Here is a 23617-nt window from a genome sequence, read left to right on the forward strand (position 1 = left end):
CGATTGGGCGCCGCGTTCGGTGCACCGCAACAGCCGCATGGTCAGCGATGCCATTCGCGCCGTTGAGGCCAGAACCGGGCGCGACGCTAAAGATCAGGAGGTTGCGGCCGAACTCCAATTGAGTCTGGAAGATTACTACGGCATTCTTGGCGACACTTTGGGCAGCCGCCTGTTCAGCTTCGACGACCTATTGCAGGACGGCGAGCATGGCGGGTTGCACGAAGACGCCGAGCACACCCACCTCGAACCTTCGCGGGACCTCGAAGACGAACGCTTCCAGGCGGCCTTGGCCAATGCCATCGCCGGCCTGCCGGAGCGCGAACGTCTGGTGCTGGCGCTGTATTACGATGAAGAATTGAACTTGAAGGAAATCGGTGAAGTGCTGGGGGTTAGCGAGTCGCGCGTGAGTCAGCTGCACAGCCAGTGTGCGGCGCGTCTGCGCTCGCGGCTGAGTGAATGGCGCGCTGGCTGAACGCAGCGTACTCGCAGGCAGAAACGGTTTCACGATTAAAGGACGTAGTTGCAAGCGCAATACGTTTGGGACTGACGGAGGTCGACTTGGACAAGAACATGAAAATCCTCATCGTTGACGATTTTTCGACGATGCGACGGATCATCAAGAACCTCTTGCGGGACTTGGGTTTCACCAACACCGCGGAAGCCGATGACGGCACCTCGGCGCTGCCGATGCTGCAAAGCGGCAGCTTCGACTTTCTGGTGACCGACTGGAACATGCCCGGCATGACCGGCATCGACCTGCTGCGTGCCGTGCGTGCCGACGAGCGTCTCAAGCACCTGCCAGTGCTGATGGTGACCGCTGAAGCCAAGCGCGATCAGATCATCGAGGCGGCCCAGGCCGGCGTGAATGGCTACGTGGTCAAACCCTTCACCGCCCAGGTGCTGAAGGAAAAGATCGAAAAGATCTTCGAGCGGGTCAACGGCTGATGCCGGCCGCGAGGGTGCTATGGAACACGATGACTCCACGCTGGGTGACCTTGAGTCGACCCTGAAAAACAATGCCCGCGATCTGGTCGACAGCCTCGAACAAGGCAACTTCGGCGCCGCGGTGCAACTGATCAACGAACTCAACAAGGTCCGCGACCGCGGGCTGTATCACGAAGTCGGCAAACTGACTCGTGAGCTGCACAACGCTATCGTCAACTTTCAGCTCGACCCGCGCATGCCTCATGCTCAGGAGTTGTCGCAGATCGCCGACGCTACCGAGCGTCTGAACTACGTCGTGACCATGACCGAGAAGGCCGCCAACCGGACCATGGATCTGGTCGAGCAGAGCGCACCGCTGGTCAACGACCTGAGCGACGAGGCGCACAGCCTGAGTGTCGAGTGGGGCCGCTTCATGCGCCGCGAAATCGGTGCCGATGGTTTTCGCGAGCTGGCCAAGCGTGTCGAGCTGTTCCTCGCCCGTAGCGAGCGAGACGGCGCCAAGCTCTCCGGCCACCTCAACGACATTCTGCTGGCGCAGGACTACCAGGACCTTACCGGTCAGGTGATCAAGCGTGTCACCCAGTTGGTGACAGAAGTGGAAAGCAACCTGCTCAAGCTGGTGCTCATGGCCAGCCAGGTCGACCGTTTCGCCGGTATTCAGCACGACCACGAAGTGCTGCGCGCCGAACAGGATCAATTAAAAGAACCATCGCGGGGTGAAGGTCCGCAGATTCATGCCGATAAGCGTGATGACGTTGCCTCCAGCCAGGACGATGTCGACGACCTGCTGTCCAGTCTAGGGTTCTAAGGAGCACACAATATGAGCTTCGGCGCCGATGAAGAGATCCTCCAGGATTTCCTGGTAGAGGCCGGCGAGATTCTCGAACAGTTGTCCGAACAGTTAGTCGAGCTGGAAAGCCGACCGGACGACATGAACCTGCTCAATGCCATCTTTCGCGGTTTCCATACCGTCAAGGGCGGAGCGGGCTTCCTCCAGCTCAACGAGCTGGTGGAGTGCTGCCATATCGCCGAAAACGTCTTCGACATCCTGCGCAAGGGTGAGCGTCGCGTCGATTCGGAGCTGATGGATGTAGTGCTCGAGGCTCTTGATGCAGTCAATGGCATGTTCGGCGAAGTGCGTGAGCGGCGTGAGCCGACGCCCGCGTCGCCGGAGCTGCTGGCGGCCCTGTCGCGCCTGGCCGAACCGGGTGGCGGCGAAGCGGCCCCTGAACCGGTGCAGCAGGCGCAGCCGCAACCCGAGCCCGAACCGGAGCCCCAGGCGGTTGCTGCGTCCGTTGCCTCGGGCGATATCACTGACAGCGAATTCGAGCAACTGCTCGACGCGCTGGGTGAGGCGCCGGCTGCCGCTCCAAGTGCGGAGAATGCCGCCGGTGATGAGATCACCGATGACGAGTTCGAATCGCTGCTCGACCAGTTGCACGGCAAAGGGCAGTTCTCCGGCATGGTCGAGACGCCTGCTGCGATCGCTGTCGTTGCCTCTGCGCCGGCTGCTGCCCCGGCAGGCGACGACATAACCGACGACGAATTCGAAGCGCTGCTCGATCAGTTGCATGGCAAGGGTCAGTTCTCTGACGCAGCCGAAGCCGCGGCGCCGGTTGCTGCGGCCGTTGCCGCTGCACCTGTTGCGGCCAGTGATGAGATCACCGACGACGAGTTCGAGTCGTTGCTCGATCAACTGCACGGCAAGGGCAAGTTCGTAGCGCCCAGCGAGCCGGCGCCGGCCCCGGTACCTGCGGCCAAACCGGCTGCGGCGCCCAAGGCCGCCGCACCCGCCAGCCCTGCACCTGCCAAGGCTGAGCCCGCTGCTGCCCGTGCCAGCGCCGCGCCTGCAGCTGCGGCCGAAAAGGCAACGGCGGCGAGCGAAGCGGAAACCACCGTGCGTGTCGATACCGCGCGCCTCGACGAGATCATGAACATGGTCGGCGAGCTGGTTCTGGTGCGTAACCGCCTGGTTCGCCTGGGGCTCAACAGCGGCGACGAGGCCATGTCCAAGGCCGTGTCGAACCTCGACGTGGTAACGGCTGACCTGCAGACCTCGGTGATGAAGACACGCATGCAGCCGATCAAGAAGGTCTTCGGCCGCTTCCCGCGCCTGGTACGCGACCTGGCGCGCAACCTGAAGAAGGAAATCAACCTCGAACTGGTGGGCGAGGAAACCGACCTCGACAAGAACCTGGTCGAGGCGCTGGCCGACCCGCTGGTGCACTTGGTGCGCAACGCCGTCGACCATGGCGTGGAAACCCCGGAAGAGCGCGAGAAGGCCGGCAAGGCGCGCGCTGGTCGCGTGGTGCTGTCCGCCGAGCAGGAAGGCGACCACATCCTCTTGTCGATCACCGATGACGGCAAGGGCATGGACGCCGACGTGCTGCGCGCCAAGGCCGTGGAGAAGGGCCTGCTGGACAAGGACGCGGCCGATCGCCTCAACGAGTTCGAGTGCTACAACCTGATCTTCGCCCCGGGTTTCTCGACCAAGACCGAGATTTCCGACGTGTCCGGCCGTGGTGTCGGCATGGATGTGGTCAAGACCAAGATTTCCCAGCTCAACGGCACGGTCAACGTGTTCTCGCAGAAGGGCCAGGGCTCGAAGATCATCATCAAGGTGCCGCTGACCCTGGCGATCATGCCGACGCTGATGGTGATGCTGGAGAACCAGGCATTCGCTTTCCCGCTGGTCAACGTCAACGAGATCTTCCACCTCGATCTGTCGCGCACCAACGTGGTCGACGGCCAGGAAGTGGTGATCGTGCGCGACAAGGCGCTGCCGCTGTTCTATCTCAAGCGCTGGCTGGTGCCGCAGGCCTTCCATGAAGGTCAGCGCGAAGGCCACGTGGTGATCCTCACGGTTGGCAGTCAACGCATCGGCTTTGTCGTCGATCAATTGGTCGGCCAGGAAGAAGTGGTAATCAAGCCACTGGGCAAGATGCTGCAAGGCACGCCCGGGATGTCTGGCGCCACGATCACCGGCGACGGACGCATCGCATTGATTCTCGACGTACCGAGCATGCTCAAGCGCTACGCTCGACGTTTCTGATGTTTCGCGGCGCGGGCCATTGCTTCGCGCCGTCTAGGAGTGTGTATGGCTGTTAAGGTTCTGGTGGTGGACGACTCCGGTTTCTTCCGCCGGCGCGTCTCGGAAATCCTGTCTGCTGACCCCAGCATTCAGGTCGTGGGCACGGCCACCAACGGGCGTGAAGCCATCGATCAGGCGTTGGCGCTCAAGCCGGACGTGATCACCATGGATTACGAGATGCCGATGATGGACGGCATCACCGCGGTGCGAAACATCATGCAGCGCTGTCCGACGCCGGTACTGATGTTCTCCTCGCTGACTCATGAAGGCGCGCGGGTGACCCTCGATGCGCTGGACGCCGGCGCAGTGGATTTCCTGCCGAAGAACTTCGAAGACATTTCGCGTAACCCCGAGAAGGTCAAGCAGATGCTCTGCGAGAAGGTGCACAGCATCGCGCGCAGCAACCGTCGTTTCAGCTCGGCTGCGGTGGCTCCGGCGCCGACTGCGGCCAGTCCGAGTGTGGCGCCGATTAGCCGTCCGGCCGTTTCGACGCGACCTGCGGCACCGGCTCCCGCTCCCGCAGCTCCTGCACGTACTGGTGGTGCAGCGGTTTCGTCTGCGCCGAAGCGCAAGGCTTACAAGCTGGTGGCCATCGGCACCTCCACAGGTGGCCCGGTGGCGCTGCAGCGCGTACTGACCCAGTTGCCGGCCAATTTCCCGGCGCCGTTGGTGCTGATCCAGCACATGCCGGCCGCCTTCACCAAGGCCTTCGCCGAGCGTCTGGACAAGCTGTGCCGCATCCAGGTCAAGGAAGCCGAGGACGGCGATATCCTGCGTCCCGGCCTGGCGCTGCTGGCGCCAGGCGGTAAGCAGATGATGGTCGATGCGCGCGGCGCGGTGAAAATCCTGCCGGGCGACGAGCGCCTCAACTACAAGCCCTGTGTCGATATCACCTTCGGTTCTGCAGCCAAGTCCTATGGCGACAAGGTACTGGCCGTGGTGCTGACCGGCATGGGCGCCGATGGCCGCGAAGGCGCGCGCTTGCTCAAGCAGGGCGGCAGCCAGGTGTGGGCGCAGGACGAAGCCAGCTGCGTGATCTATGGCATGCCCATGGCGGTGGTCAAGGCCAATCTGGCCGATGCGGTCTACGGTCTGGACGATATCGGCCGGCATCTGACCGAGGCCTGCCAGTGACGATGCTTAAGCCGGGAACATGCGTATGGATGTACTGAGCCTGATCGGCGTCATCCTGGCGTTCGTTGCCATTCTGGGCGGCAATTATCTCGAGGGCGGACACGCTGGTGCTCTGCTCAACGGCCCGGCCGCGCTAATCGTCATTGGCGGTACGCTGGGTGCGGCTTTCCTGCAAGCGCCCGTGCAGGTGTTCAAGCGTGCCATGGGTATCCTGCGCTGGATTTTCTTTCCGCCGCGTATCGACCTGATCGGTGGCATCAACCGCGTGGTTGGCTGGAGCATGGTGGCGCGCAAGGAGGGCCTGCTGGGCCTGGAATCCGTGGCCGATGCCGAGCCGGATCCCTATGCGCGCAAAGGCTTGCAGTTGCTGGTCGATGGCGCCGAGCCCGAGTCCATTCGCAGCATTCTGGAGGTCGATCTTTACACCCAGGAAGCGCGCGATATACAGGCCGCCAAGGTATTCGAGAGCATGGGCGGCTACGCGCCGACCATCGGCATCATCGGTGCCGTGATGGGCCTGATTCACGTGATGGGCAACCTGGCCGATCCGAGCATGCTCGGCAGCGGTATTGCCGTGGCGTTCGTCGCTACCATCTACGGCGTCGGCTTCGCCAACCTGTTGCTGTTGCCGGCTGGTAACAAGCTCAAGTCCATCGCGCTGCGCCAGTCGCGTTACCGCGAGATGCTCCTCGAAGGCATCCTGTCCATCGCCGAGGGTGAGAACCCGCGCTCCATCGAACTGAAGCTGCAAGGCTTCATGGACTGATGGAGGCATGGCATGGCGCGCAGGCGGCAACATGAAGAACACGAGAATCACGAGCGCTGGCTGGTGTCCTACGCCGACTTCATCACCTTGCTCTTCGCCTTCTTCGTGGTGATGTATTCGATCTCTTCGATCAACGAAGGCAAGTACAAGATCCTCTCGGAGTCGCTGACTGGCGTATTCAACCAGCCGGATCGCTCGATCAAGCCGATTCCGGTCGGTGAGGAACGGCCGCGTACCAGCGAGCCGGACAACACCGCGGTGGACGACCCGAGTTCGGACTCGAACTTGCAGAGCATCGCCTCCAGCGTGCGTGAGGCCTTTGGTGATCTGATCCAGAGCGATCAGCTGACCGTACGCGGCAACGAGATGTGGATCGAGATCGAGCTCAGCTCCAGCCTGCTGTTTCCCAGCGGCGACGCGATTCCGAACAACCAGGCATTCGACATAATCGAGAAGGTCGCCAAAATCCTGGCGCCGTACCAGAACCCGGTCAAGGTCGAAGGTTTCACCGATAACCTGCCGATCCAGACGCCCCAGTATCCAACCAACTGGGAGCTGTCTTCGGCGCGTGCGTCGAGCATCGTGCGTATGCTGGCCATGGATGGCGTCGATCCTTCGCGTCTGGCCGCAGTGGGTTATGGCGAATTTCAGCCGGTGGCCGACAATGCCACCGCAGAGGGCAGGGGGCGAAACCGTCGGGTCGTGCTGGTGATTTCCCGTAACCTCGACACGCGACGTGGTGCTGGCAGCGCCGCAACCCAGCAGTCCGATGCTGGCACGCAACCTGCACCGGCGTCTGCGTCGGGGGTTCCACAGTCGTGAGCCGTCAAATCCCAGTCGCCTGCTGCGTGCGTGCGACAGCCATTCTCGGCCTGAGCGCCTCTTGCCGGGAGGATGAGAGAAGATGAAAGTCTGGGCAGTAGCCAATCAGAAGGGCGGGGTCGGCAAGACCACCACTTCCATCGCGCTGGCGGGCCTGTTGGCCGACGCCGGCAAGCGCGTGATCGTCGTCGATCTCGACCCGCATGGGTCGATGACCAGTTATTTCGGCCATGATCCCGATACGCTGGAGCACAGTTGCTTCGATCTGTTCCTGCACCAGGGCAATGTGCCACAAGGCCTGCCCAAGCAGCTGTTGCACGGCACCAGCCACGAGAATATCTCGCTGCTGCCGTCGAGCACCGCGCTGGCTACGCTCGAGCGCCAGTCGCCGGGACAGAACGGCCTGGGGCTGGTGATCGCCAAGAGCCTGGCGCAGCTATGGGAGGATTTCGATCACGCCATCATCGACAGCCCGCCATTGCTCGGCGTCCTGATGGTCAATGCCCTGGCGGCCAGCCAGCAGTTGGCGATCCCGGTGCAGACCGAGTTCCTCGCGGTCAAAGGCCTGGAGCGCATGATCACCACGCTGGCCATGATCAACCGCTCGCGCAAGCAGGCGCTGCCTTACACCATCGTGCCGACGCTGTTCGATCGTCGGACCCAGGCGTCGATGAGCACGCTACGTGTGCTGCGCAACACCTATCCCGAACACCTGTGGCAGGCCTACATTCCGGTCGATACGCGCTTGCGCGATGCCAGCCGGGCGGGGCGTACACCGTCGCAGTTCGATGCCAACAGCCGTGGCGTGATCGCCTACCGGGCGCTGCTCAAGCACCTGCTCAGTCACCAGCCGGCGGCGCAGGTGGCTTGAAATGAGCGTCTGTGTTGAACTGCGTCACTCAAGTCGCAGCAGGCTGCGGCCGATAGGCTGTCAAGATCTTATCCCGGGTTCCTGTCATGAGTCGTAACCTCGCCACCGCCACACGTTCCCAGCTGGCCCTGCAGTCCTATCTTGATGGGTTGCTGCAGGACGCTGCTGCCGAGCTGGAGATGTCCGTCAGCCTTGACGAGTTCGAGGCTGCGGTGCTCGAGGAGCAGGTACGCGATGCCCGGCTGGTCGAGCCGGTTGCACCAGTCGTTGCGCCGGTTGCGCTCGCTGCGGTGGTCGAGCCGCAGGTTAAGGTGGCCGTCGCGCCGGTGGAGTTGCTGGCGCCTGTGCAGGCGCCGGTGATCGAAGAGGCACCGCCGGAAGTTGCCATCCTTGCCGAGCTGGCGCCGCAACCGGCCGCGTTGCTGGCCGATGGTCGTCCGGCCTGGGCCGAGGAACCCTTCGAGTGTCTGTTGTTCGACGTTGCCGGGTTGACCCTGGCCGTGCCGCTGATTTGCCTGGGCTCGATCTATCCGCTCGAGGGCCAGGAGCTGACGCCGCTGTTCGGTCAGCCGGATTGGTTCCTGGGCATCCTGCCGAGCCAGGCCGGTAACCTGAAGGTGCTGGACACGGCGCGTTGGGTGATGCCGGATCGGTATCGTGAGGACTTCCGCGAAGGCCTGCAGTATGTGATTTCCGTGCAGGGCTACGAGTGGGGGCTGGCGGTGCATCAGGTCAGCCGCTCGATTCGCCTGGACCCCAGCGAGGTCAAGTGGCGCAGTCAGCGTACCCAGCGGCCCTGGTTGGCCGGTACGGTGATCGAGCACATGTGCGCGCTGCTCGACGTGGCAGCGCTGGCCGAGCTGATCGCCAGCGGTGCGGCGAAACGCCTGAATGGCGGAAAAGTGCATTGAGAATTGGTGGGCCCGTGCCAACGGGCTCTATAGTTGATGACAAGCGGGTCGACCCGCACATGCCGCACTGAGCGGTTTTTGACGAGGCTAGGGACATGAAGAAAAGTTCTGCACAAGGTGCCGAAGATCCGATTCTGCAGTGGGTGACCTTTCGCCTGGACAACGAGACCTATGGCATCAACGTGATGCAGGTGCAGGAAGTTCTGCGCTACACCGAGATCGCCCCGGTGCCGGGGGCACCGAGCTACGTGCTGGGCATCATCAACCTGCGCGGCAATGTTGTGACCGTGATCGATACCCGCCAGCGTTTCGGCCTGGGGTCGGCGCCGGTGACCGACAACACCCGTATCGTCATCATCGAAGCGGACAAGCAAGTGGTCGGCATTCTGGTCGACAGCGTGGCCGAAGTGGTCTACCTGCGCCAGTCCGAGATCGAGACCGCACCGAACGTGGGTAACGACGAGTCGGCCAAGTTCATCCAGGGCGTGTGCAACAAGAACGGCGAGCTGCTGATCCTGGTCGAGCTGGACAAGATGATGTCCGAAGAAGAGTGGTCGGAGCTGGAGAGCATCTGAGCCATGTCCGAGTTTGCCATGCTCGCTGCGGCCCTGGCCTTCGTGGCCTTGCTATGCGTGGCACTGGGCATCGCCTGCAATGGCCTGTATCGCAACCAGCAGCGCCTGCTGGCCGAGCAGGCCAAGCGTGACGCCGCGCGCGATGCGCGGATCAAGGAGCTGAGCAAGCGCCTCGATACCTACCTGACCGGCAGCATTCGCATGGGCGAGGAGCTACACGAGCTGCGCCGCGTGGTGGCACCGCTGCCGGATAAGGTCAGCCAGATCGAGCAGCGCGACCCCAGCAGCCTGTCCTTCACTCAGGCGGCGCGCCTGGTGGGCATGGGCGCCAGCGTCGAGGACCTGACCCAGTCCTGCGGCCTGAGCAAGGCCGAGGCGGAGCTGATCAGTCGTCTGCACAAACCAAAGGCGGGCCAGTCGCAATAGCTCCGTCAGCCCGTTCGCTTAGCGCATAGCCGACAAATCCCGCCGCTTGCGCGATCACCTCACAATCTCCCAGCATCTTCCTGCGAGGTCGATAGCTGTGCTGACGTTGAGTAGCTGAGGTTGCTGCTCAGTTCGTTGGTCCCTTGAGCTGGCGAAGCGGCGGGGTGATGTCGCGTTCCGCATCCGCTTTGAAACCAGGCGGGGTCTTGCCCTGCAGGTACCAGGCGAAGGCAATGATCTCGGCGATGCATCGATACAGCGCTTCGGGAATCGCGTCGCCCAACTCCAGGCGTGCCAACAAACGCACCAGTTCGGCATTCTCGTAGATCGGCACTTCGTACTCGCGGGCGATGGCGAGGATGGCTTCGGCCAGTTCGTCATCACCCTTGGCACTGAGCACTGGCGCATTCTGCCCATCGTAATTGAGGGCAATGGCCTGTCGGGCTTCGGGTTGCTGCTTGCGGCTCATGCGGTTTCATCCACCCAGCGTTGTTCCAGCGAGGTCTTCGGTCCCTGCGGTGGCATGCCCTGGCTGCAGGCCAGCTCTCCGACTTCCAGCCCCGCGGCCTGCAGGCGTTCACGCAGGTGGTCAAGTTCGGCATTGATCAGGTGGGTGGTCTCGGCACGCTCGGCCCACAACTGGCTGGACAGGCTGCCACGCAGCAGTTGCGCGCGCACCTGCAACGGGCCGAGATGATCGAGTTCGAAGGCCAGCTCCACGCGCCAGAGCGTTTCCTTCTGCTCTGTTTTCTCTGGCTTGCCGCTGTCCTCGCGTTGCAATTTGACTTGCAGGGGAATCACTTCCTGCTGGTGGCGCATGGGCAGCTCCAGCTGCCAGGTGGTCAGTAGATTGCCGTTGGCATCGACCTGGGTTTGCGCCAGGCTCGACAGCTGGTGGGTCTGCAGTCGTGAAACGGCCGCCGCGGCGAGTTTCAGCAGGGTTTCCAGGTCGGCCTCGCCATCCATGTTCTGCAGCAGGCGCGAGGGCAGGGGAAAGGTCAGTGCCTGCTGTCGCGACGAGCCGGCCGCATTCACGCCGAGCAGTTGCCGGGCGAGGTTGGGCAGGTTCTGGTTGAGCGCATTCTGCAGGCCGGCGAGGGTACTGGCACCACCAGGCAGTTGCGGCATGAGTTGGGCAATCAGGCGCAGCAGGTTGGCTTTCAGGTCCTGTTGCAAGGCGCCGGTCTGGCCCTGCAGCAGCTTGGCTTCGAGCAGCACGCCGCTGCTTTCCAGTGCCTGCGCCAGGCCCTTGGCGGTGCTCAGCTGGGTGCTGTCGGGCAGCGCACCGAGTAGCTTGTCGATGCTGCCGCGCAGTGCTTCATCGCCGCCGCTCAGGTTCTGCAGACCCTTGAACAAGCCCTCCAGCGAAGCCTGGCGGTTTTGCTGTGCAGCCAGTTGCTGACCCAGTACCAACTGATCGAGACGACCGCTGAGCGGCAGGAAGGCGAGGCTCTGGCTGCCCTGGACCTGGGCACTGAGCAGGCTGCCGAGCGGCAGTGGCAGCGGGCTGTCGAGTGCCAGTTGGTTACCGGCAAGCGGGGTGTTGAGCAGATTCACCACCAGGCGATAGACCGTCTGCGCGCCCTGGGGCGGCAAAACGTCGCGGCTGACGACTTTGCCCTGGACCAGAGTGCCGGGCGGCAGTTGCTGCAGGTCGAGACTGGTCAGCGGTTTGTCGCCGCCTGCCTGCAGGGCCAACGCCAGGCGAGTGTCGGACAGTGCGGTGACCATCAGCGCGCTGCCCTGAGCCAGAGGCCTGGAGCTTTCGGCCTGCAGCGTCGCCTGTTTGCCGCCCTCGAGGGTGAGTTTCAGCAGCAGCTGGAAGCTCTGCGCCTGCTCGCGAACCGCGACCACTTCGGCCTTGGCGCTCTCGCCGGCTGCCAGCATGCCTTCCAGCGGCTGCAGAAGGCGCACGGCCATGTCGGCAGCGGTCGCAGTGTTGCGAATCACCGGTGCGGAGGGCGGAAGCGGACGTGGACTGCTGATTTCGCTCATGGGCTTTGCTGAGGCTCCGTCCTTTGCAGGTGCTGTCGGGGGCGCCATGCGTATCGGTTTCAACTGCTGGTGCGTATGGCACACCCTACGCGATTAACACCCTGTCGAAAATGCTGACTGCGGGGACAGTGATGCGCCATGTATAATGCCGGCCCACTGCGCATCGCACTTCCGGCTCGCGTCAGTATAGCGGCCGGAGCACCGTCGACTTTAGCCCTGTCAGGTATCGATGACCCGTCCTGTTCCCCTTCTCGAAGCCGTGGCGCTCAGCTGTGAGCGGGACTGGCGCATGCTCTTCGAACAGCTGCATTTCGCCCTGCAACCAGGCGACATGCTGCAGATCAGCGGTCCCAATGGCAGCGGCAAGACCAGCCTGTTGCGTCTGATCGCCGGGCTGCGTCAACCGACCTCCGGCGACATTCTCCTGCGGGGCCAGGCTCTGGCCGAGCAGCGCAGCGAGCTGGCGCGCAATCTTCTGTGGATCGGCCATGCAGCCGGTATCAAGGGCCTTTTGAGCGCCGAAGAGAACCTGGCCTGGCTCTGCGCACTGCATCGCCCGGCCGGCCGCGAGGCGATCTGGCAGGCGCTGGAAGCGGTCGGCCTGCGTGGTTTCGAGGACGTTCCCTGTCATACCCTGTCGGCCGGCCAGCAGCGGCGTGTGGCCCTGGCGCGCCTGTATCTGGAGGACACGCCGCCGTTGTGGGTGCTCGATGAGCCCTTCACCGCGCTGGACAAGAATGGCGTGGCGCAACTCGAAGCGCACCTGGCCGGCCACTGCGAGCGCGGCGGCGTGGTGGTGCTGACCACCCACCATAGCCTGCAGCATAAGCCGGCGACCTATCGCGATCTGGATCTGGGGCAGTACGCCGCATGAGCAACGTCTTCACACAGCTGCTTTCGCGCGAAATGCGTCTGCTCGCCCGCCGTCCGTCCGATCTGGCCAACCCGCTGGTGTTCTTCGCCATCGTCATCGCGCTGTTCCCACTGGCGGTAGGGCCGGAGACGCAATTGTTGCAAACCCTTTCCCCAGGCCTGGTCTGGGTGGCAGCGCTTTTGGCCGTGCTGCTCTCGCTGGACGGGCTTTTCCGCAGTGATTTCGAGGACGGCTCGCTGGAGCAGTGGGTCCTTTCGTCGCACCCCCTGCCTCTTCTGGTGTTGGCCAAGGTGCTGGCACACTGGCTGTTCAGCGGTCTGGCGCTGGTTTTGCTGGCGCCTGTGCTGGCGCTGATGCTCGGTCTGCCCGGGCGTTGCCTGCCGGTCCTGTTGATTTCCCTGCTGCTCGGCACCCCGGTGTTGAGCCTGCTCGGCGCGGTAGGCGCGGCGCTTACCGTTGGTCTCAAGCGTGGCGGCCTGCTGCTGGCACTGCTGATTCTGCCGCTGTACATCCCGGTGCTGATTCTCGGCAGCGGAGCATTGCAGGCGGCCCTGCAAGGATTGCCGGCGACCGGCCACCTGTTGTGGCTGGCGAGCCTCACCGCCCTGGCGGTGACCCTGACACCGTTTGCGATTGCCGCCGGCCTGACCATCAGTGTCGGCGAATAAGAAAAGAACCGTGATACCTGGCCGACAACAGTCGAGTCAGGCCTGAATGATGAGTCGAGCATGAACTGGACGTGGTTTCACAAATGGGGTTCGCCCAAGTGGTTCTATGAGATGAGTGGCCGCTGGCTGCCCTGGCTCAGCATCGCTGCCGTGTTGTTGACCGTCTCCGGCCTGGTCTGGGGCCTGGCCTTCGCGCCGCCGGACTACCAGCAGGGCAACAGCTTTCGCATCATCTACATCCACGTTCCGGCCGCATTCCTGGCCCAATCGATCTACGTGACGCTGGCCATCGCCGGCCTGGTTGGCCTGGTCTGGAAAATGAAGCTGGCCGACGTCGCCCTGCAGCAGGCGGCGCCCATCGGCGCCTGGATGACCGCCATCGCGCTGCTCACCGGGGCCATCTGGGGCAAGCCGACCTGGGGCACCTACTGGGTCTGGGACGCACGCCTGACCTCGATGCTGATTCTGCTGTTTCTCTACTTCGGCGTGATCGCCCTGGGCAACGCCATCAGCAACCGCGACAGCGCCGCCAAGGCCTGCGCCGTGTTGGCCATCGTCGGCGTGATCAACATCCCTATCATCAAGTACTCGGTGGAGTGGTGGAACTCGCTGCACCAGACCGCCACCTTCAAGGTCACCGAAAAACCGGCAATGCCGGTGGAGATGTGGCTGCCGCTGCTGCTGGCGGTGCTGGGTTTCTACTGCTTCTTCGGCGCCGTGCTGCTCTATCGCATGCGCCTGGAAGTACTCAAGCGTGAATCGCGCAGCAGCTGGGTGAAAGCTGAGGTGCAGAACCTGGTGGAGGGCAAGGCATGAGCTTTTCGTCCTTTTCCGAATTTCTCGCCATGGGCACCCATGGCCCCTACGTCTGGAGCGCCTACGGCATCAGCCTGGCGATTCTGGCGTTGAATGTGGTGCTGCCGATTCTGGCTCGCCGCCGTTACCTGCAAGACGAGGCGCGCCGTTTGCGCCGGGAGAAGTCGAAGTGAATCCGGTTCGCAAGAAACGCCTGTACATCGTTCTGGCCATCCTCTGTGGCGTCAGCATCGCCGTCGCGCTGGCGCTGACCGCGCTGCAGGAGAACATCAACCTGTTCTACACCCCGAGCCAGATCGCCAATGGCGAGGCGCCGGTCGATACCCGCATTCGTGCCGGTGGCCTGGTGGAGGAGGGGTCGGTGAAGCGCTCGGCCGATTCGCTGGAAGTGGACTTCGTCGTCACCGACGGTGCCCATGGCGTGACCATCCGCTACAGCGGCATCCTCCCGGACCTGTTCCGTGAAGGGCAGGGCATCGTTGCCCTGGGCCGTGTCAATGAACAGGGCGTGCTGGTGGCCGACGAGGTACTGGCCAAGCACGACGAGAACTACATGCCGCCTGAAGTCATGCAGGCGCTGGAAAAGAGCGGGATGATGCAAAAGCACGATGAGGCCAAAGCCGCCAAGCAAGGTGGCTACCAGCAGGAGAGCGCGCAATGATCCCCGAGCTCGGCCACCTGGCGATGATCCTGGCGCTGTGCCTGTGTCTGGTACAGGCGACGCTGCCGCTGGTCGGCGCCTGGCGTGGTGACCACCAGTGGATGAGCCTGGCGCAGCCGGCCGCCTGGGGTCAGTTCGCCTTCCTGTTGTTCTCCTTCCTGTGCCTGACTTACGCCTTCATGGTCGACGACTTCTCCGTCGCCTACGTGGCCAACAACTCCAACAGCGCGTTGCCCTGGTACTACAAGTTCAGCGCGGTATGGGGCGCTCACGAAGGCTCCCTGCTGCTATGGGCCTTGATTCTGGCCGGCTGGACCTTCGCCGTGGCGATCTTCTCGCGCCACCTGCCGGAAGAGATGCTCGCCCGCGTGCTGGCGGTGATGGGCATGATCAGCGTTGGCTTCCTGCTGTTCCTGATCGTTACCTCCAATCCATTCGAGCGTCTGCTGCCGAACTCGCCGGCCGACGGCCGCGACCTCAACCCGCTGCTGCAGGACTTCGGCCTGATCGTCCATCCACCGATGCTGTACATGGGCTACGTCGGCTTCTCGGTGGCCTTCGCCTTCGCCATTGCCGCACTGCTCGGCGGCAAGCTGGACGCTGCCTGGGCGCGCTGGTCGCGGCCGTGGACCATCGTCGCCTGGGCCTTCCTCGGCATCGGTATTGCGCTCGGTTCCTGGTGGGCCTACTACGAACTGGGCTGGGGCGGCTGGTGGTTCTGGGACCCGGTGGAAAATGCCTCGTTCATGCCCTGGCTGGTGGGTACGGCGCTGATCCACTCACTGGCCGTGACGGAAAAACGCGGCGTGTTCAAGAGCTGGACGGTGCTGCTGGCCATCGCCGCGTTCTCGCTCAGCTTGCTCGGTACCTTCCTGGTGCGTTCCGGCGTGCTGACCTCGGTGCATGCCTTTGCTACCGACCCGGAGCGCGGCGTGTTCATCCTCGCTTTCCTGCTGGTGGTGGTCGGCGGTTCGCTGGCGCTGTTCGCCGTGCGCGCACCGGTGGTCAAGAGCCAGGTGGGCTTTGGCCTGTGGTCGCGTGAAACCCTGCTGCTGGTCAACAACATAGTGCTGGTGGTGTCGGCGGCGATGATCCTGCTCGGCACCCTCTATCCGCTGGTGCTCGATGCGCTGACCGGCGCCAAGCTGTCGGTCGGTCCGCCTTACTTCAATGCCTTGTTCCTGCCGCTGATGGCGCTGCTGATGGCGGTGATCAGCGTCGGCGTGCTGGTGCGCTGGAAAGATACGCCGCTGAAGTGGCTGGGCAGCATGCTGACGCCGGTGCTGGTCGCCAGTGTGGTGCTGGCGGTAGCCGCGACCTTCCTGCATGGTGATTTCCACTGGTCGGTTCTGGCGGTCTGCTTGCTGGCGTTCTGGGTGGTACTCGGCGGCGTGCGCGACGTTCTCGACAAGACGCGCCACAAGGGCCTGATCAAGGGCCTGCCGACTCTCGGTCGCAGCTACTGGGGCATGCAGATGGCGCACCTGGGGTTTGCCGTATGCGCCCTCGGCGTGGTGCTGACCAGCCTGGGCAGCTACGAGCGCGACCTGCGCATGGCACCGGGCGAGTCGGTGGAGCTGGCGGGCTATCGCTTCCAGTTCGACGGCGCCGTGCATCACGAAGGCCCCAACTTCATTTCCGACAAAGGCACTATTCGCGTGTTCGACGGCGAGCGGCAGATCAAGGTGCTGCACCCGGAGAAGCGCCTGTACACCGTGCAGCAGGCGACCATGACCGAGGCGGGCATCGATGCCGGCTTCACCCGCGACCTCTTCGTCGCGCTCGGCGAGCCGCTGGAGCAGGGCGCCTGGGCCGTGCGCGTGCACATCAAACCCTTCGTACGCTGGATCTGGCCCGGCGCGCTGCTGATGGGCTTTGGCGGTTTCCTCGCTGCGGCCGACAAACGCTACCGCATCAAGGTCCGCACCCGCGTGCGCGACGCCTTGGGCATGCAGGGGGCCAGCGCATGAGACGCCTGCTCCTGCTGTTGCCGCTGCTGGCCTTCCTGGCGATTGCCGTATTCCTCTACCGTGGTTTGTTCCTCGACCCGTCCGAGCTGCCCTCGGCGCTGATCGGCAAGCCGTTTCCGGTTTTCAGCCTACCGTCCCTGGACGATCCCGAACGCACCCTCAGCGAGGCTGACATCAAGGGCCGGCCTGCGCTGGTCAACGTCTGGGCCACCTGGTGCCCGGCCTGCCGCCACGAGCATCCGGTGCTGAACAAGCTGGCCGAGGCCGGCGTGGTGATCCACGGGGTCAACTACAAGGATCAGCGCGAGCCGGCGCAGAAGTGGCTGCGTGACCTGCACAACCCTTATCAGCTCAACATCGAGGACGCCAAGGGCAGCCTGGGGCTGGATCTGGGGGTGTATGGCGCGCCGGAAACGTTTTTCATCGACGCCAAGGGCATCATCCGTCACAAGTTCGTCGGTACCATCGACGAGCGCGTCTGGCGCGAGAAGCTGGCGCCGATCTACCAGCAACTGGTCGACGAGGCCCAGCCATGAAGCGTTTGCTGATGTCCGCCGGTCTGGCGTTGGGCCTGTTGGCCAGCGCGCATGCCGCCATCGATACCTTCGAGTTCGCCAACGAGGCAGAGCGCCAGCGCTATCGCAACCTGATCGAGGAGTTGCGCTGCCCGAAATGCCAGAACCAGAACATCGCCGACTCCGATGCGCCGATCGCCATGGACCTGCGCGGCGAAATCTATCGCATGCTCGAAGAGGGCAAGAGCAACGAGCAGATCATCGACTTCCTGGTCTCCCGCTATGGCGACTTCGTGCTCTACAAGCCACCGCTGACCAGCCGCACGCTGCTGCTCTGGTACGGCCCGGCCGGCCTGCTGCTGATAGGCTTCGGTGTGCTCGGGGTGATCGTCCTGCGCCGCCGTGGCCAGCAGAAGGATCGCTCCGCCGCCGGCCTCTCCCTTGATGAGCAGGCGCGCCTCGACGCGCTGCTCGCCCAAGCCTCTCAGGACAAGAAAGACCAATGATCGATTTCTGGTTGCCCGCCGGGCTGCTGTTGCTGACTGCCCTGGCGTTTCTGCTGATTCCGGTGCTGCGCATTCGCAAGCTGCAGGCCGAAGAAGACCGTACCGCACTCAACGTTACCCTCTATCAGGAGCGCCTGCAGGAGCTGGAAGCCCAGCGCCAGGCCGGTGTGCTCGATGATGCGCAGATGCAGGCCGGTCGCGCCGAAGCGGCGCGCGAGCTGCTCGACGACACCGAAGGCGTGCAGCGTCGTAGTGGCGTGCTCGGCGGCAAGATCCCGCTGGTCTCGGCGTTGCTGGTGCCGGTGCTCGGCGTGGCCCTGTACCTGCACTGGGGCGCGCTCGACCAGGTCGAGCAGACCCGTCAGATGGCTGCCATGCAGCCGCAGAGCATCGAGGAAATGACCGCGCGCCTGGAACAGACCGTCAAGCAGCAGCCGGATTCCGCCGAAGGTTGGTACTTCCTCGGCCGTACCTATATGGCGCAGGAGCGTGCCAGCGACGCCGCCAAGGCTTTCGAGCGCGCCGTGGAGATCGCCGGGCGTGCCCCGGAACTGCTCGGCCAATGGGCGCAGGCGCTGTATTTCGCCGAAGGCAAGCAGTGGAACGAGCAACTGCAGGCACTCACCGACGAGGCGTTGCAGGCCGATCCGGAAGAAGTCACCAGTTTGGGCTTGCTTGGCATCGCGGCCTATGAAAGTCAGCGCTATGCTGATGCAGTGCGCTACTGGGAGCGTCTGGTCGCCGTGCTACCGGAGCAGGACCCGTCCCGCGCGGCCATCGCCGGCGGTATCGAACGCGCCCGGCAGCAGATGGGCGAGGGCGAGCAGCCCAGCGCTGCCGCCGAGCCGAGCGCCAAGGTGCACGCGCTGGAAGTCAGCGTGTCGCTGTCGCCCGAGGTGCAGCAGAACGTGCAGCCGGACGATGCCGTGTTCGTCTTCGCCCGCGCACTCAGCGGCCCACCGATGCCGCTGGCGGCCAAACGCCTGAAGGTTTCCGACCTGCCGGTGCAGATCAGTCTCTCGGATGTGGATGCGATGATGCCGGAACTGAAGATGTCACAATTCGACCAGGTGCAACTGGTGGCGCGGGTTTCCCGCGCGGGCAATGCCACCCAGGGCGAGTGGAGCGGCGAGACCGGCCCGGTCGCCAGCACCGCCCGTGACGTGCAGACGTTGCTGATCGACAGCCGCGACGGGCAGGCTCAGTGAAGCGCCTGGCGCTGGTCTGCGCGCTCGGGCTTGGCCTGAGCGGTTGCGTATTGCAACAACCGAGTGCGCCGGGCGGCGAGCCGCCACCAGCGCAGCAAGCCGGTACCCCGGCTGGCCAGTTGCCGCCGGTGCAGCAGCCTTCGCATCCGCGCTATGCACCGCCACCCGGCGTGAAAAGCCACTGGAACCCGGCACTGGGTGTATATGTGGTCGAAGGAACGCGGGACCTCTACTACCGCGAGCGCATTTTCTACCGCTGGGATGGTGGCTGGAGCTGGTCGCCTCAAGCCGGTGGGCCGTGGAAGGAAACCGACAGCTCGGGCATTCCGCCGGGATTGTTTCGCCAGTATCAGAACCGCTGATTGCGTAGGGCGGGTGAAACCCGCCATCTCCAAGCTGGCGGGTTTCACCCGCCCTACATTCCTAACAAAAACGGCGCCCGCAGGCGCCGTTTTTGCTGGCAGTGATCAGGTTCAGTGCGCCCAGATCATGCCCACCAGCAGGTAGCAGATCACGGTCACCAGCACCACGCCGAACAGGTTGAGGGCGAAGCCCGCCTTGATCATCGACTGTATTTTCATATGCCCGGTGCCGAACACGATGGCGTTGGGTGGTGTCGCCACGGGCATCATGAAGGCGCAGCTGGCAGCGATGGCGGCTGGAATTGCCAGCAGTTCAGCCGGCATGCCCTGCGATACGGCAAGGGCGCCCAGCAGCGGCAGGAAGGCCGCCGCTGTGGCGGTGTTGGAGGTGACTTCGGTGAGGAAAATGATCACCAGCACTACCACGCCAATCATCGCGATCACCGGCAGGGCGCCCAGCGCGCCGAGGCTCTGGGCGATCCACTCGGCCAAACCGGTGCTGCGGATCACGCCAGCCAGCGACAGGCCACCGCCAAATAGCAGCAGCACGCCCCACGGCAGTTTGCTGGCGCTTTCCCAGTCCATCAGGAATACGCGCTGCTTGGTGTCCACCGGAATGATGAACAGCGCCAGCGCTGCCGCGATGGCGATGCTGGTATCGTTGACGCCCGATACCCAGTCGGCGATCAGCGGCTGGAACACCCAGGCCAGCGCGGTAACCAGAAATACCAGTGCCACCAGCTTCTCGCCGCGGCTCAGCGGGCCGAGTTCGGCCAGTTCGCTGCGGATCAGTTGCGTGCTGTCATGCCCGGCCAGGTTGAAGCCGCCACGGGTCAGCCACCACCAGATGAACGCCAGCATGATCACCGCCACCGGCACGCCGAGCAGCATCCACTGGCCGAAGCCGATCTGCACGTCGTAGTTGTCGGCGAGGAAGGCCGCGAGCAGGGCGTTGGGCGGTGTACCGATCAGCGTGGCGATACCGCCGACGCTGGCGGCATAGGCAATCGCCAGCAGCAGGGCGGTGGCGAAGCGTTCGCGCTCGGTGTCGCCCTCGTTCTTCTCGCCGGTGAGCATGCCGACCACCGACAGGCCGATGGGCAGCATCATGATGGTGGTGGCGGTGTTGCTCACCCACATACTGAGAAACGCGGTGGCCATCATGAAGCCGGCGATCTGTTTGCTTGGCTTGCTGCCCATGGCCAGCAGCGTCATCAGGGCGATGCGCTTGTGCAGGTTCCAGCGCTCCATGGCCAGGCCCAGGACAAAGCCGCCGAGGAACAGGTAGATGGTCGGGTTGGCGTAGGGCGCGGTGGCGGCATTGAGGCTGTCGATGCCCAGCGCCGGGATTAGCAGGATTGGTAGCAGCGAGGTGGCCGGAATCGGAATGGCTTCGGTCGACCACCAGGTGGCCATCAGCAGGGTCAGGCCGATAGTGGCCCAGGCGGCGCTGGACAGATCGCCCGGCGGCTCGGTGATCAGGCACACGAGCAGTAGCAATGGACCCAGGATCAGGCCAATCCAGGCTGCCTTGGCGGGTGCCGTGGATTCATTGGTGGTAACGGCCATGGCGCGCTTCCTTCAGCTAAAAAGTCGGGCTTTATAGCCCACAGGGCGACTTTATGACCACGCGGTGGCCAATCGGTTTTGCTTCAGTCTGTTTCAGGCGCGCTCTGCGGCGGGGCTGAGGGCCCGGCCCGCCGGCTGAACAGCGGCCCGCCGCAGCGGCTGCAGAATGCCGCGCTGTATTCGTGGCGGTTCTTCCGGCAATGCGGGCAGTCATGTTCCATCAGCCCGTCCTGGCGCATGGCGTTGGCCAGTTCGGCGGTGAAGATCCCGGTCGGGACGGCGATGATCGAATAGCCGGTGATCATCACCATGGTGGCCAGCATCTGGCCGACGGGCGTCTGCGGGGTGATATCGCCAAAGCCTACGGTGGTCAGTGTTACCACTGCCCAGTAGATGCCCATGGGAATACTGGTGAAACCGTGAGCCGGTCCCTCGATGACGTACATCAGCGCGCCGAACACGGTTACAAGCGTGGAAACACTCACCAGAAACACGATGATCTTCTGCTTGCTTCCTTGCAGCGCCACAATCAGGAAATTCGCCTGAGACAGATACTGACGCAACTTGAGGACACGGAAAATTCGGATCAGGCGGATGACGCGAACGATCATCAAGTACTGCGCATCGGCTAAGATCAGCGTCAGTATGGCTGGCAGTACCGCCAGCAGATCCACCATTCCGAAGAAACTGAACGCATAGCGCATAGGCTTGGGCGAAATGTACAAACGCAAGCCGTATTCGATTGCGAAAAGGATGGTGAAGAACCATTCCAATAGACTGAAAACCTCGGCGTACCGGCTATGAAAGTGTTCGATGCTGTCGAGCATCACCACTACCAGGCTGGCGAGGATGGCCACCAGCAGCCAGTTGTCGAAGCGTTGCGCCGCCGGCGTGCTGGTTTCGAAAATGATGATGTACAGGCGCTGGCGCCAGCTCTGCCGGTTATCCATGGCAAGCTCCGAAGTAAGCGAAGGGCACAGCCTAGGCAGGAAGGAGGAGCAAGGGCAAGACCGTGGCCCTAGTTGTTGCTCTGCCTTACTCGCCCCCCAGTGGCGGCTCCTGTCGCGGCTGCTCACCGCGACTATGGATGGCGTTGGCCACTTTCGATAAGTCCGGCTGCAGGCAGGCATGCGTGGTTTGTTCAAGCGCGCAAGGCCTGCCAGGCAGCAGGCTGTGGGCTCCGATCATCAAGGAGAACACCATGCGTGATGCACTGCTTCGTTATCTTTACGCCCCCTGTTTCAGCTTCGGCCTGACCGCTCTGGGGATCTGTCTGGTCGGTTACTGGCACTTGGGCCTGGGCTGTCTGCCGGTACTGTTGCTGCTGGCCATCGGTCTATCCGCAGTGGCCGAGCGCCAGGCACCTTATCGACCTCAATGGAATCAGCCGCGCGGTGATGCGGGGCGCGATCGCCTGCATGCACTGGTCAACGAAAGCCTCAACAGCCTTGGCGTACTCGGCATCCCGCTGCTTGCTGCGTTGTTGCCAGGGCCTGATCTTTGGCCGCATGCCTGGCCATTCTGGTTGCAGGTGCTGATGGCGATTGTGGTGGCCGACCTTGGCATCACCCTGATGCACTGGCTCAGCCATCGCAGCGCATGGCTCTGGCGCCTGCACGCGGTGCATCATTCGGTGCAGCGCATGTATGGCCTCAATGGCCTGATGAAGCACCCATTGCATCTGGGTCTCGAAGCCCTGGCGGCTACGCTGCCGTTGGTGCTCGTGGGGATGCCGGTGGACATCGCCGGGGTGCTGGCATTCGCCATTGGCGTGCAGTTGCTGCTGCAGCACAGCAATGTGGATATGCGCATCGGTCCATTACGCCATCTGTTCGCCTGGGCGCCGGTACATCGTTTCCATCACCTGCGTTACGGCAGAGCGGGGGATGTGAATTTCGCGCTGTTCTTCAGTTTCTGGGATCGCCTGCTAGGCACGGCTTTCCACTCCAGCTACGAAGTGGCCAGCGAGGATCTGGGTATCGGCAGCCAGCCGGACTACCCTGACGAGTACCTGGCGCAGCTGGCCGAGCCCTTTGTCGATCGCGCCGGACATGTACCTGCGCCCGTTCTGCCGCTGGGCTTGCGCCGCTCAGTCGAGTAGTTGCAGTTGCAGGTTGTGCAGCGCTCGCGCCTGGATGCCGAACATGCTGCGAACGGTGCGCGAGAAGTGCGCCGAGTCGGCGAAGCTCGCCGCATGTGCGGCTGCGGTCAGATTGCTGCCACGCAGCACCATGGCCAACGCCAGGCGCAGCCGCCGCCAGAGCACCAGCCGGCGGATGGAAAGGCCGACCTGATCACCGAACAGGCGCTCCAGCTGGCTCAATGACAATCGAACCTGGCTTGCCAGCTCTGTGGCGTCGATTTTCTCCTGCAATAGCGCGTCGATACCAAGCAGCGCCTGCTCCACACGTGTGTCCAGAGGCGGTCTTGGCCAGTGGCGAAACCGCTCGATCAGTGCCTGCGGCTGGGTTGGGGCCTCGTCTTGCCAATCCTTCAAGTGCTCCAGGCGGAACGACAGCGGCTCGGTGTACAGCGCCAGCATGGGCTGGCCGGGCTCGATGAAAGCATGCGGCTGCATCGAGGGCACCAGCAGGCGCTGGCTTTGCAGCAACTGGCCGCCGACCATCAGACGTAGTTCACCGTCGTGGGCCAGCATCAGCTGGTGGGCGTAATGAGCATGCGTCTGGGTGTCACCCGCGCAGCCATCGAGCAGGCAATAGTCGCTGGCCAGCCACAGGCGCCCTTGCCAGGCGGTATTCATGCTGCTCGCCGAGCGAGGTTGGCGAGGGTCGTGCGCGATATGTTCATACAGGCAATGGTGGCTGGGTCGGCCCGGATCATACCGCGAGGACTGGGCATGGTTCATCAGCCGTATCAGGTTTTTACCCAGGCGACGCGCGCGCTTCTGGCGCTCACTTCATGCAGCGCTGCC

General features: G+C 63.6%; 27 protein-coding genes. 22 read left to right on the top strand and 5 right to left on the bottom strand.

Going from position 1 to position 23617, the window contains the following annotated elements; translation table 11 throughout:
- The 11 genes from B3P22_RS13665 to B3P22_RS13715 form a co-directional block, all read left to right on the top strand.
- On the top strand, positions 1 to 472 hold a 472-nt coding region (locus B3P22_RS13665; protein WP_296271349.1), incomplete at its 5' end, for a sigma-70 family RNA polymerase sigma factor.
- Between the two features lie 98 nt (positions 473 to 570).
- Positions 571 to 945 (top strand): chemotaxis response regulator CheY, encoded by a 375-nt coding sequence (locus B3P22_RS13670; protein WP_169968482.1) that lies wholly within the window; start codon positions 571 to 573, stop codon positions 943 to 945.
- 19 nt (positions 946 to 964) lie between these two features.
- Positions 965 to 1753, top strand: a complete 789-nt coding sequence (locus B3P22_RS13675) for a protein phosphatase CheZ (RefSeq protein WP_296271350.1) — start codon at positions 965 to 967, stop codon at positions 1751 to 1753.
- Positions 1754 to 1765: 12 nt separating this feature from the next.
- Entirely contained in the window at positions 1766 to 3997 is a 2232-nt protein-coding gene (locus B3P22_RS13680) for a chemotaxis protein CheA (RefSeq protein ID WP_275544700.1), read from the top strand.
- Positions 3998 to 4042: 45 nt separating this feature from the next.
- On the top strand, positions 4043 to 5170 hold the full coding sequence (locus B3P22_RS13685) for a protein-glutamate methylesterase/protein-glutamine glutaminase (protein WP_296271351.1): 1128 nt from the start codon (positions 4043 to 4045) through the stop codon (positions 5168 to 5170).
- Between the two features lie 25 nt (positions 5171 to 5195).
- The gene (locus B3P22_RS13690) at positions 5196 to 5936 is read left to right on the top strand and encodes a flagellar motor protein (protein ID WP_161928836.1); all 741 of its coding nucleotides are present in this window, start codon (positions 5196 to 5198) and stop codon (positions 5934 to 5936) included.
- A 12-nt stretch (positions 5937 to 5948) separates the two neighbouring features.
- A complete protein-coding gene (motD, locus tag B3P22_RS13695) occupies positions 5949 to 6758 on the top strand; it encodes a flagellar motor protein MotD (protein ID WP_296271352.1) in 810 nt (269 codons plus the stop codon).
- An 82-nt stretch (positions 6759 to 6840) separates the two neighbouring features.
- On the top strand, positions 6841 to 7629 hold the full coding sequence (locus B3P22_RS13700) for a ParA family protein (RefSeq protein ID WP_275544703.1): 789 nt from the start codon (positions 6841 to 6843) through the stop codon (positions 7627 to 7629).
- A gap of 86 nt (positions 7630 to 7715) precedes the next feature.
- A complete protein-coding gene (locus B3P22_RS13705) occupies positions 7716 to 8540 on the top strand; it encodes a CheW domain-containing protein (protein WP_275544704.1) in 825 nt (274 codons plus the stop codon).
- Between the two features lie 95 nt (positions 8541 to 8635).
- Complete coding sequence (locus B3P22_RS13710) at positions 8636 to 9115, top strand: chemotaxis protein CheW (protein ID WP_003243242.1); 480 nt, start codon at positions 8636 to 8638, stop codon at positions 9113 to 9115.
- Between the two features lie 3 nt (positions 9116 to 9118).
- Entirely contained in the window at positions 9119 to 9541 is a 423-nt protein-coding gene (locus B3P22_RS13715; protein WP_275544705.1) for a DUF2802 domain-containing protein, read from the top strand.
- A gap of 127 nt (positions 9542 to 9668) precedes the next feature.
- On the opposite strand, the gene B3P22_RS13720 is transcribed toward B3P22_RS13715, so the two are convergent.
- On the bottom strand, positions 9669 to 10010 hold the full coding sequence (locus tag B3P22_RS13720; RefSeq protein WP_275544706.1) for an EscU/YscU/HrcU family type III secretion system export apparatus switch protein: 342 nt from the start codon (positions 10008 to 10010) through the stop codon (positions 9669 to 9671).
- A complete protein-coding gene (locus tag B3P22_RS13725; protein WP_275544707.1) occupies positions 10007 to 11536 on the bottom strand; it encodes a flagellar hook-length control protein FliK in 1530 nt (509 codons plus the stop codon). Before B3P22_RS13725 ends, B3P22_RS13720 begins: the two co-directional genes overlap by 4 nt.
- A 229-nt stretch (positions 11537 to 11765) precedes the next feature.
- Between B3P22_RS13725 and ccmA the strand changes: the two genes are divergently transcribed.
- The 10 genes from ccmA to B3P22_RS13775 are packed head-to-tail and all read left to right on the top strand — an operon-like array spanning position 11766 to position 19116.
- Positions 11766 to 12410: a cytochrome c biogenesis heme-transporting ATPase CcmA gene (gene ccmA, locus B3P22_RS13730; RefSeq protein WP_275544708.1), complete on the top strand. Its 645-nt coding sequence runs from the start codon at positions 11766 to 11768 to the stop codon at positions 12408 to 12410.
- Positions 12407 to 13078, top strand: coding sequence for a heme exporter protein CcmB (gene ccmB, locus B3P22_RS13735; protein ID WP_013715011.1), 672 nt, complete (start codon positions 12407 to 12409; stop codon positions 13076 to 13078). The genes ccmA and ccmB overlap by 4 nt, the downstream gene beginning before the upstream one ends.
- Before the next feature lie 60 nt (positions 13079 to 13138).
- On the top strand, positions 13139 to 13894 hold the full coding sequence (locus B3P22_RS13740) for a heme ABC transporter permease (protein WP_197858217.1): 756 nt from the start codon (positions 13139 to 13141) through the stop codon (positions 13892 to 13894).
- Positions 13891 to 14067, top strand: a complete 177-nt coding sequence (ccmD, locus tag B3P22_RS13745) for a heme exporter protein CcmD (RefSeq protein ID WP_079783423.1) — start codon at positions 13891 to 13893, stop codon at positions 14065 to 14067. The genes B3P22_RS13740 and ccmD overlap by 4 nt, the downstream gene beginning before the upstream one ends.
- Complete coding sequence (ccmE, locus tag B3P22_RS13750; RefSeq protein ID WP_197858218.1) at positions 14064 to 14555, top strand: cytochrome c maturation protein CcmE; 492 nt, start codon at positions 14064 to 14066, stop codon at positions 14553 to 14555. Before ccmD ends, ccmE begins: the two co-directional genes overlap by 4 nt.
- Positions 14552 to 16525, top strand: a complete 1974-nt coding sequence (locus B3P22_RS13755; RefSeq protein ID WP_296271353.1) for a heme lyase CcmF/NrfE family subunit — start codon at positions 14552 to 14554, stop codon at positions 16523 to 16525. The genes ccmE and B3P22_RS13755 overlap by 4 nt, the downstream gene beginning before the upstream one ends.
- On the top strand, positions 16522 to 17061 hold the full coding sequence (locus B3P22_RS13760; protein ID WP_275544710.1) for a DsbE family thiol:disulfide interchange protein: 540 nt from the start codon (positions 16522 to 16524) through the stop codon (positions 17059 to 17061). Before B3P22_RS13755 ends, B3P22_RS13760 begins: the two co-directional genes overlap by 4 nt.
- Positions 17058 to 17546: a cytochrome c-type biogenesis protein gene (locus B3P22_RS13765; RefSeq protein WP_275544711.1), complete on the top strand. Its 489-nt coding sequence runs from the start codon at positions 17058 to 17060 to the stop codon at positions 17544 to 17546. Before B3P22_RS13760 ends, B3P22_RS13765 begins: the two co-directional genes overlap by 4 nt.
- Complete coding sequence (ccmI, locus tag B3P22_RS13770; RefSeq protein WP_275544712.1) at positions 17543 to 18754, top strand: c-type cytochrome biogenesis protein CcmI; 1212 nt, start codon at positions 17543 to 17545, stop codon at positions 18752 to 18754. The genes B3P22_RS13765 and ccmI overlap by 4 nt, the downstream gene beginning before the upstream one ends.
- The gene (locus tag B3P22_RS13775; RefSeq protein ID WP_275544713.1) at positions 18751 to 19116 is read left to right on the top strand and encodes a hypothetical protein; all 366 of its coding nucleotides are present in this window, start codon (positions 18751 to 18753) and stop codon (positions 19114 to 19116) included. Before ccmI ends, B3P22_RS13775 begins: the two co-directional genes overlap by 4 nt.
- Positions 19117 to 19227: 111 nt before the next feature.
- Here the strand turns inward: B3P22_RS13775 and B3P22_RS13780 are convergent, their stop codons facing one another.
- Both B3P22_RS13780 and B3P22_RS13785 read right to left on the bottom strand, forming a co-directional pair.
- On the bottom strand, positions 19228 to 20685 hold the full coding sequence (locus B3P22_RS13780; RefSeq protein WP_275544714.1) for an SLC13 family permease: 1458 nt from the start codon (positions 20683 to 20685) through the stop codon (positions 19228 to 19230).
- Positions 20686 to 20768: 83 nt separating this feature from the next.
- Positions 20769 to 21635: an ion transporter gene (locus B3P22_RS13785; protein WP_296271354.1), complete on the bottom strand. Its 867-nt coding sequence runs from the start codon at positions 21633 to 21635 to the stop codon at positions 20769 to 20771.
- Positions 21636 to 21886: 251 nt separating this feature from the next.
- Here B3P22_RS13785 and B3P22_RS13790 point away from each other — a divergent pair, with 251 nt between their 5' ends.
- Positions 21887 to 22786 carry a sterol desaturase family protein gene (locus tag B3P22_RS13790; RefSeq protein ID WP_275544715.1) on the top strand — a complete coding sequence of 300 codons (900 nt, stop codon included), beginning with the start codon at positions 21887 to 21889 and terminating at the stop codon, positions 22784 to 22786.
- On the opposite strand, the gene B3P22_RS13795 is transcribed toward B3P22_RS13790, so the two are convergent.
- Positions 22775 to 23446: a helix-turn-helix domain-containing protein gene (locus B3P22_RS13795; RefSeq protein ID WP_275544716.1), complete on the bottom strand. Its 672-nt coding sequence runs from the start codon at positions 23444 to 23446 to the stop codon at positions 22775 to 22777. The genes B3P22_RS13790 and B3P22_RS13795 overlap by 12 nt on opposite strands.
- Between the last annotated feature and the right edge of the window lie 171 nt (positions 23447 to 23617).

Origin of the sequence: Pseudomonas sp. UBA6323, assembly GCF_002439135.1 — a bacterium.
Taxonomy (GTDB): domain Bacteria; phylum Pseudomonadota; class Gammaproteobacteria; order Pseudomonadales; family Pseudomonadaceae; genus Aquipseudomonas.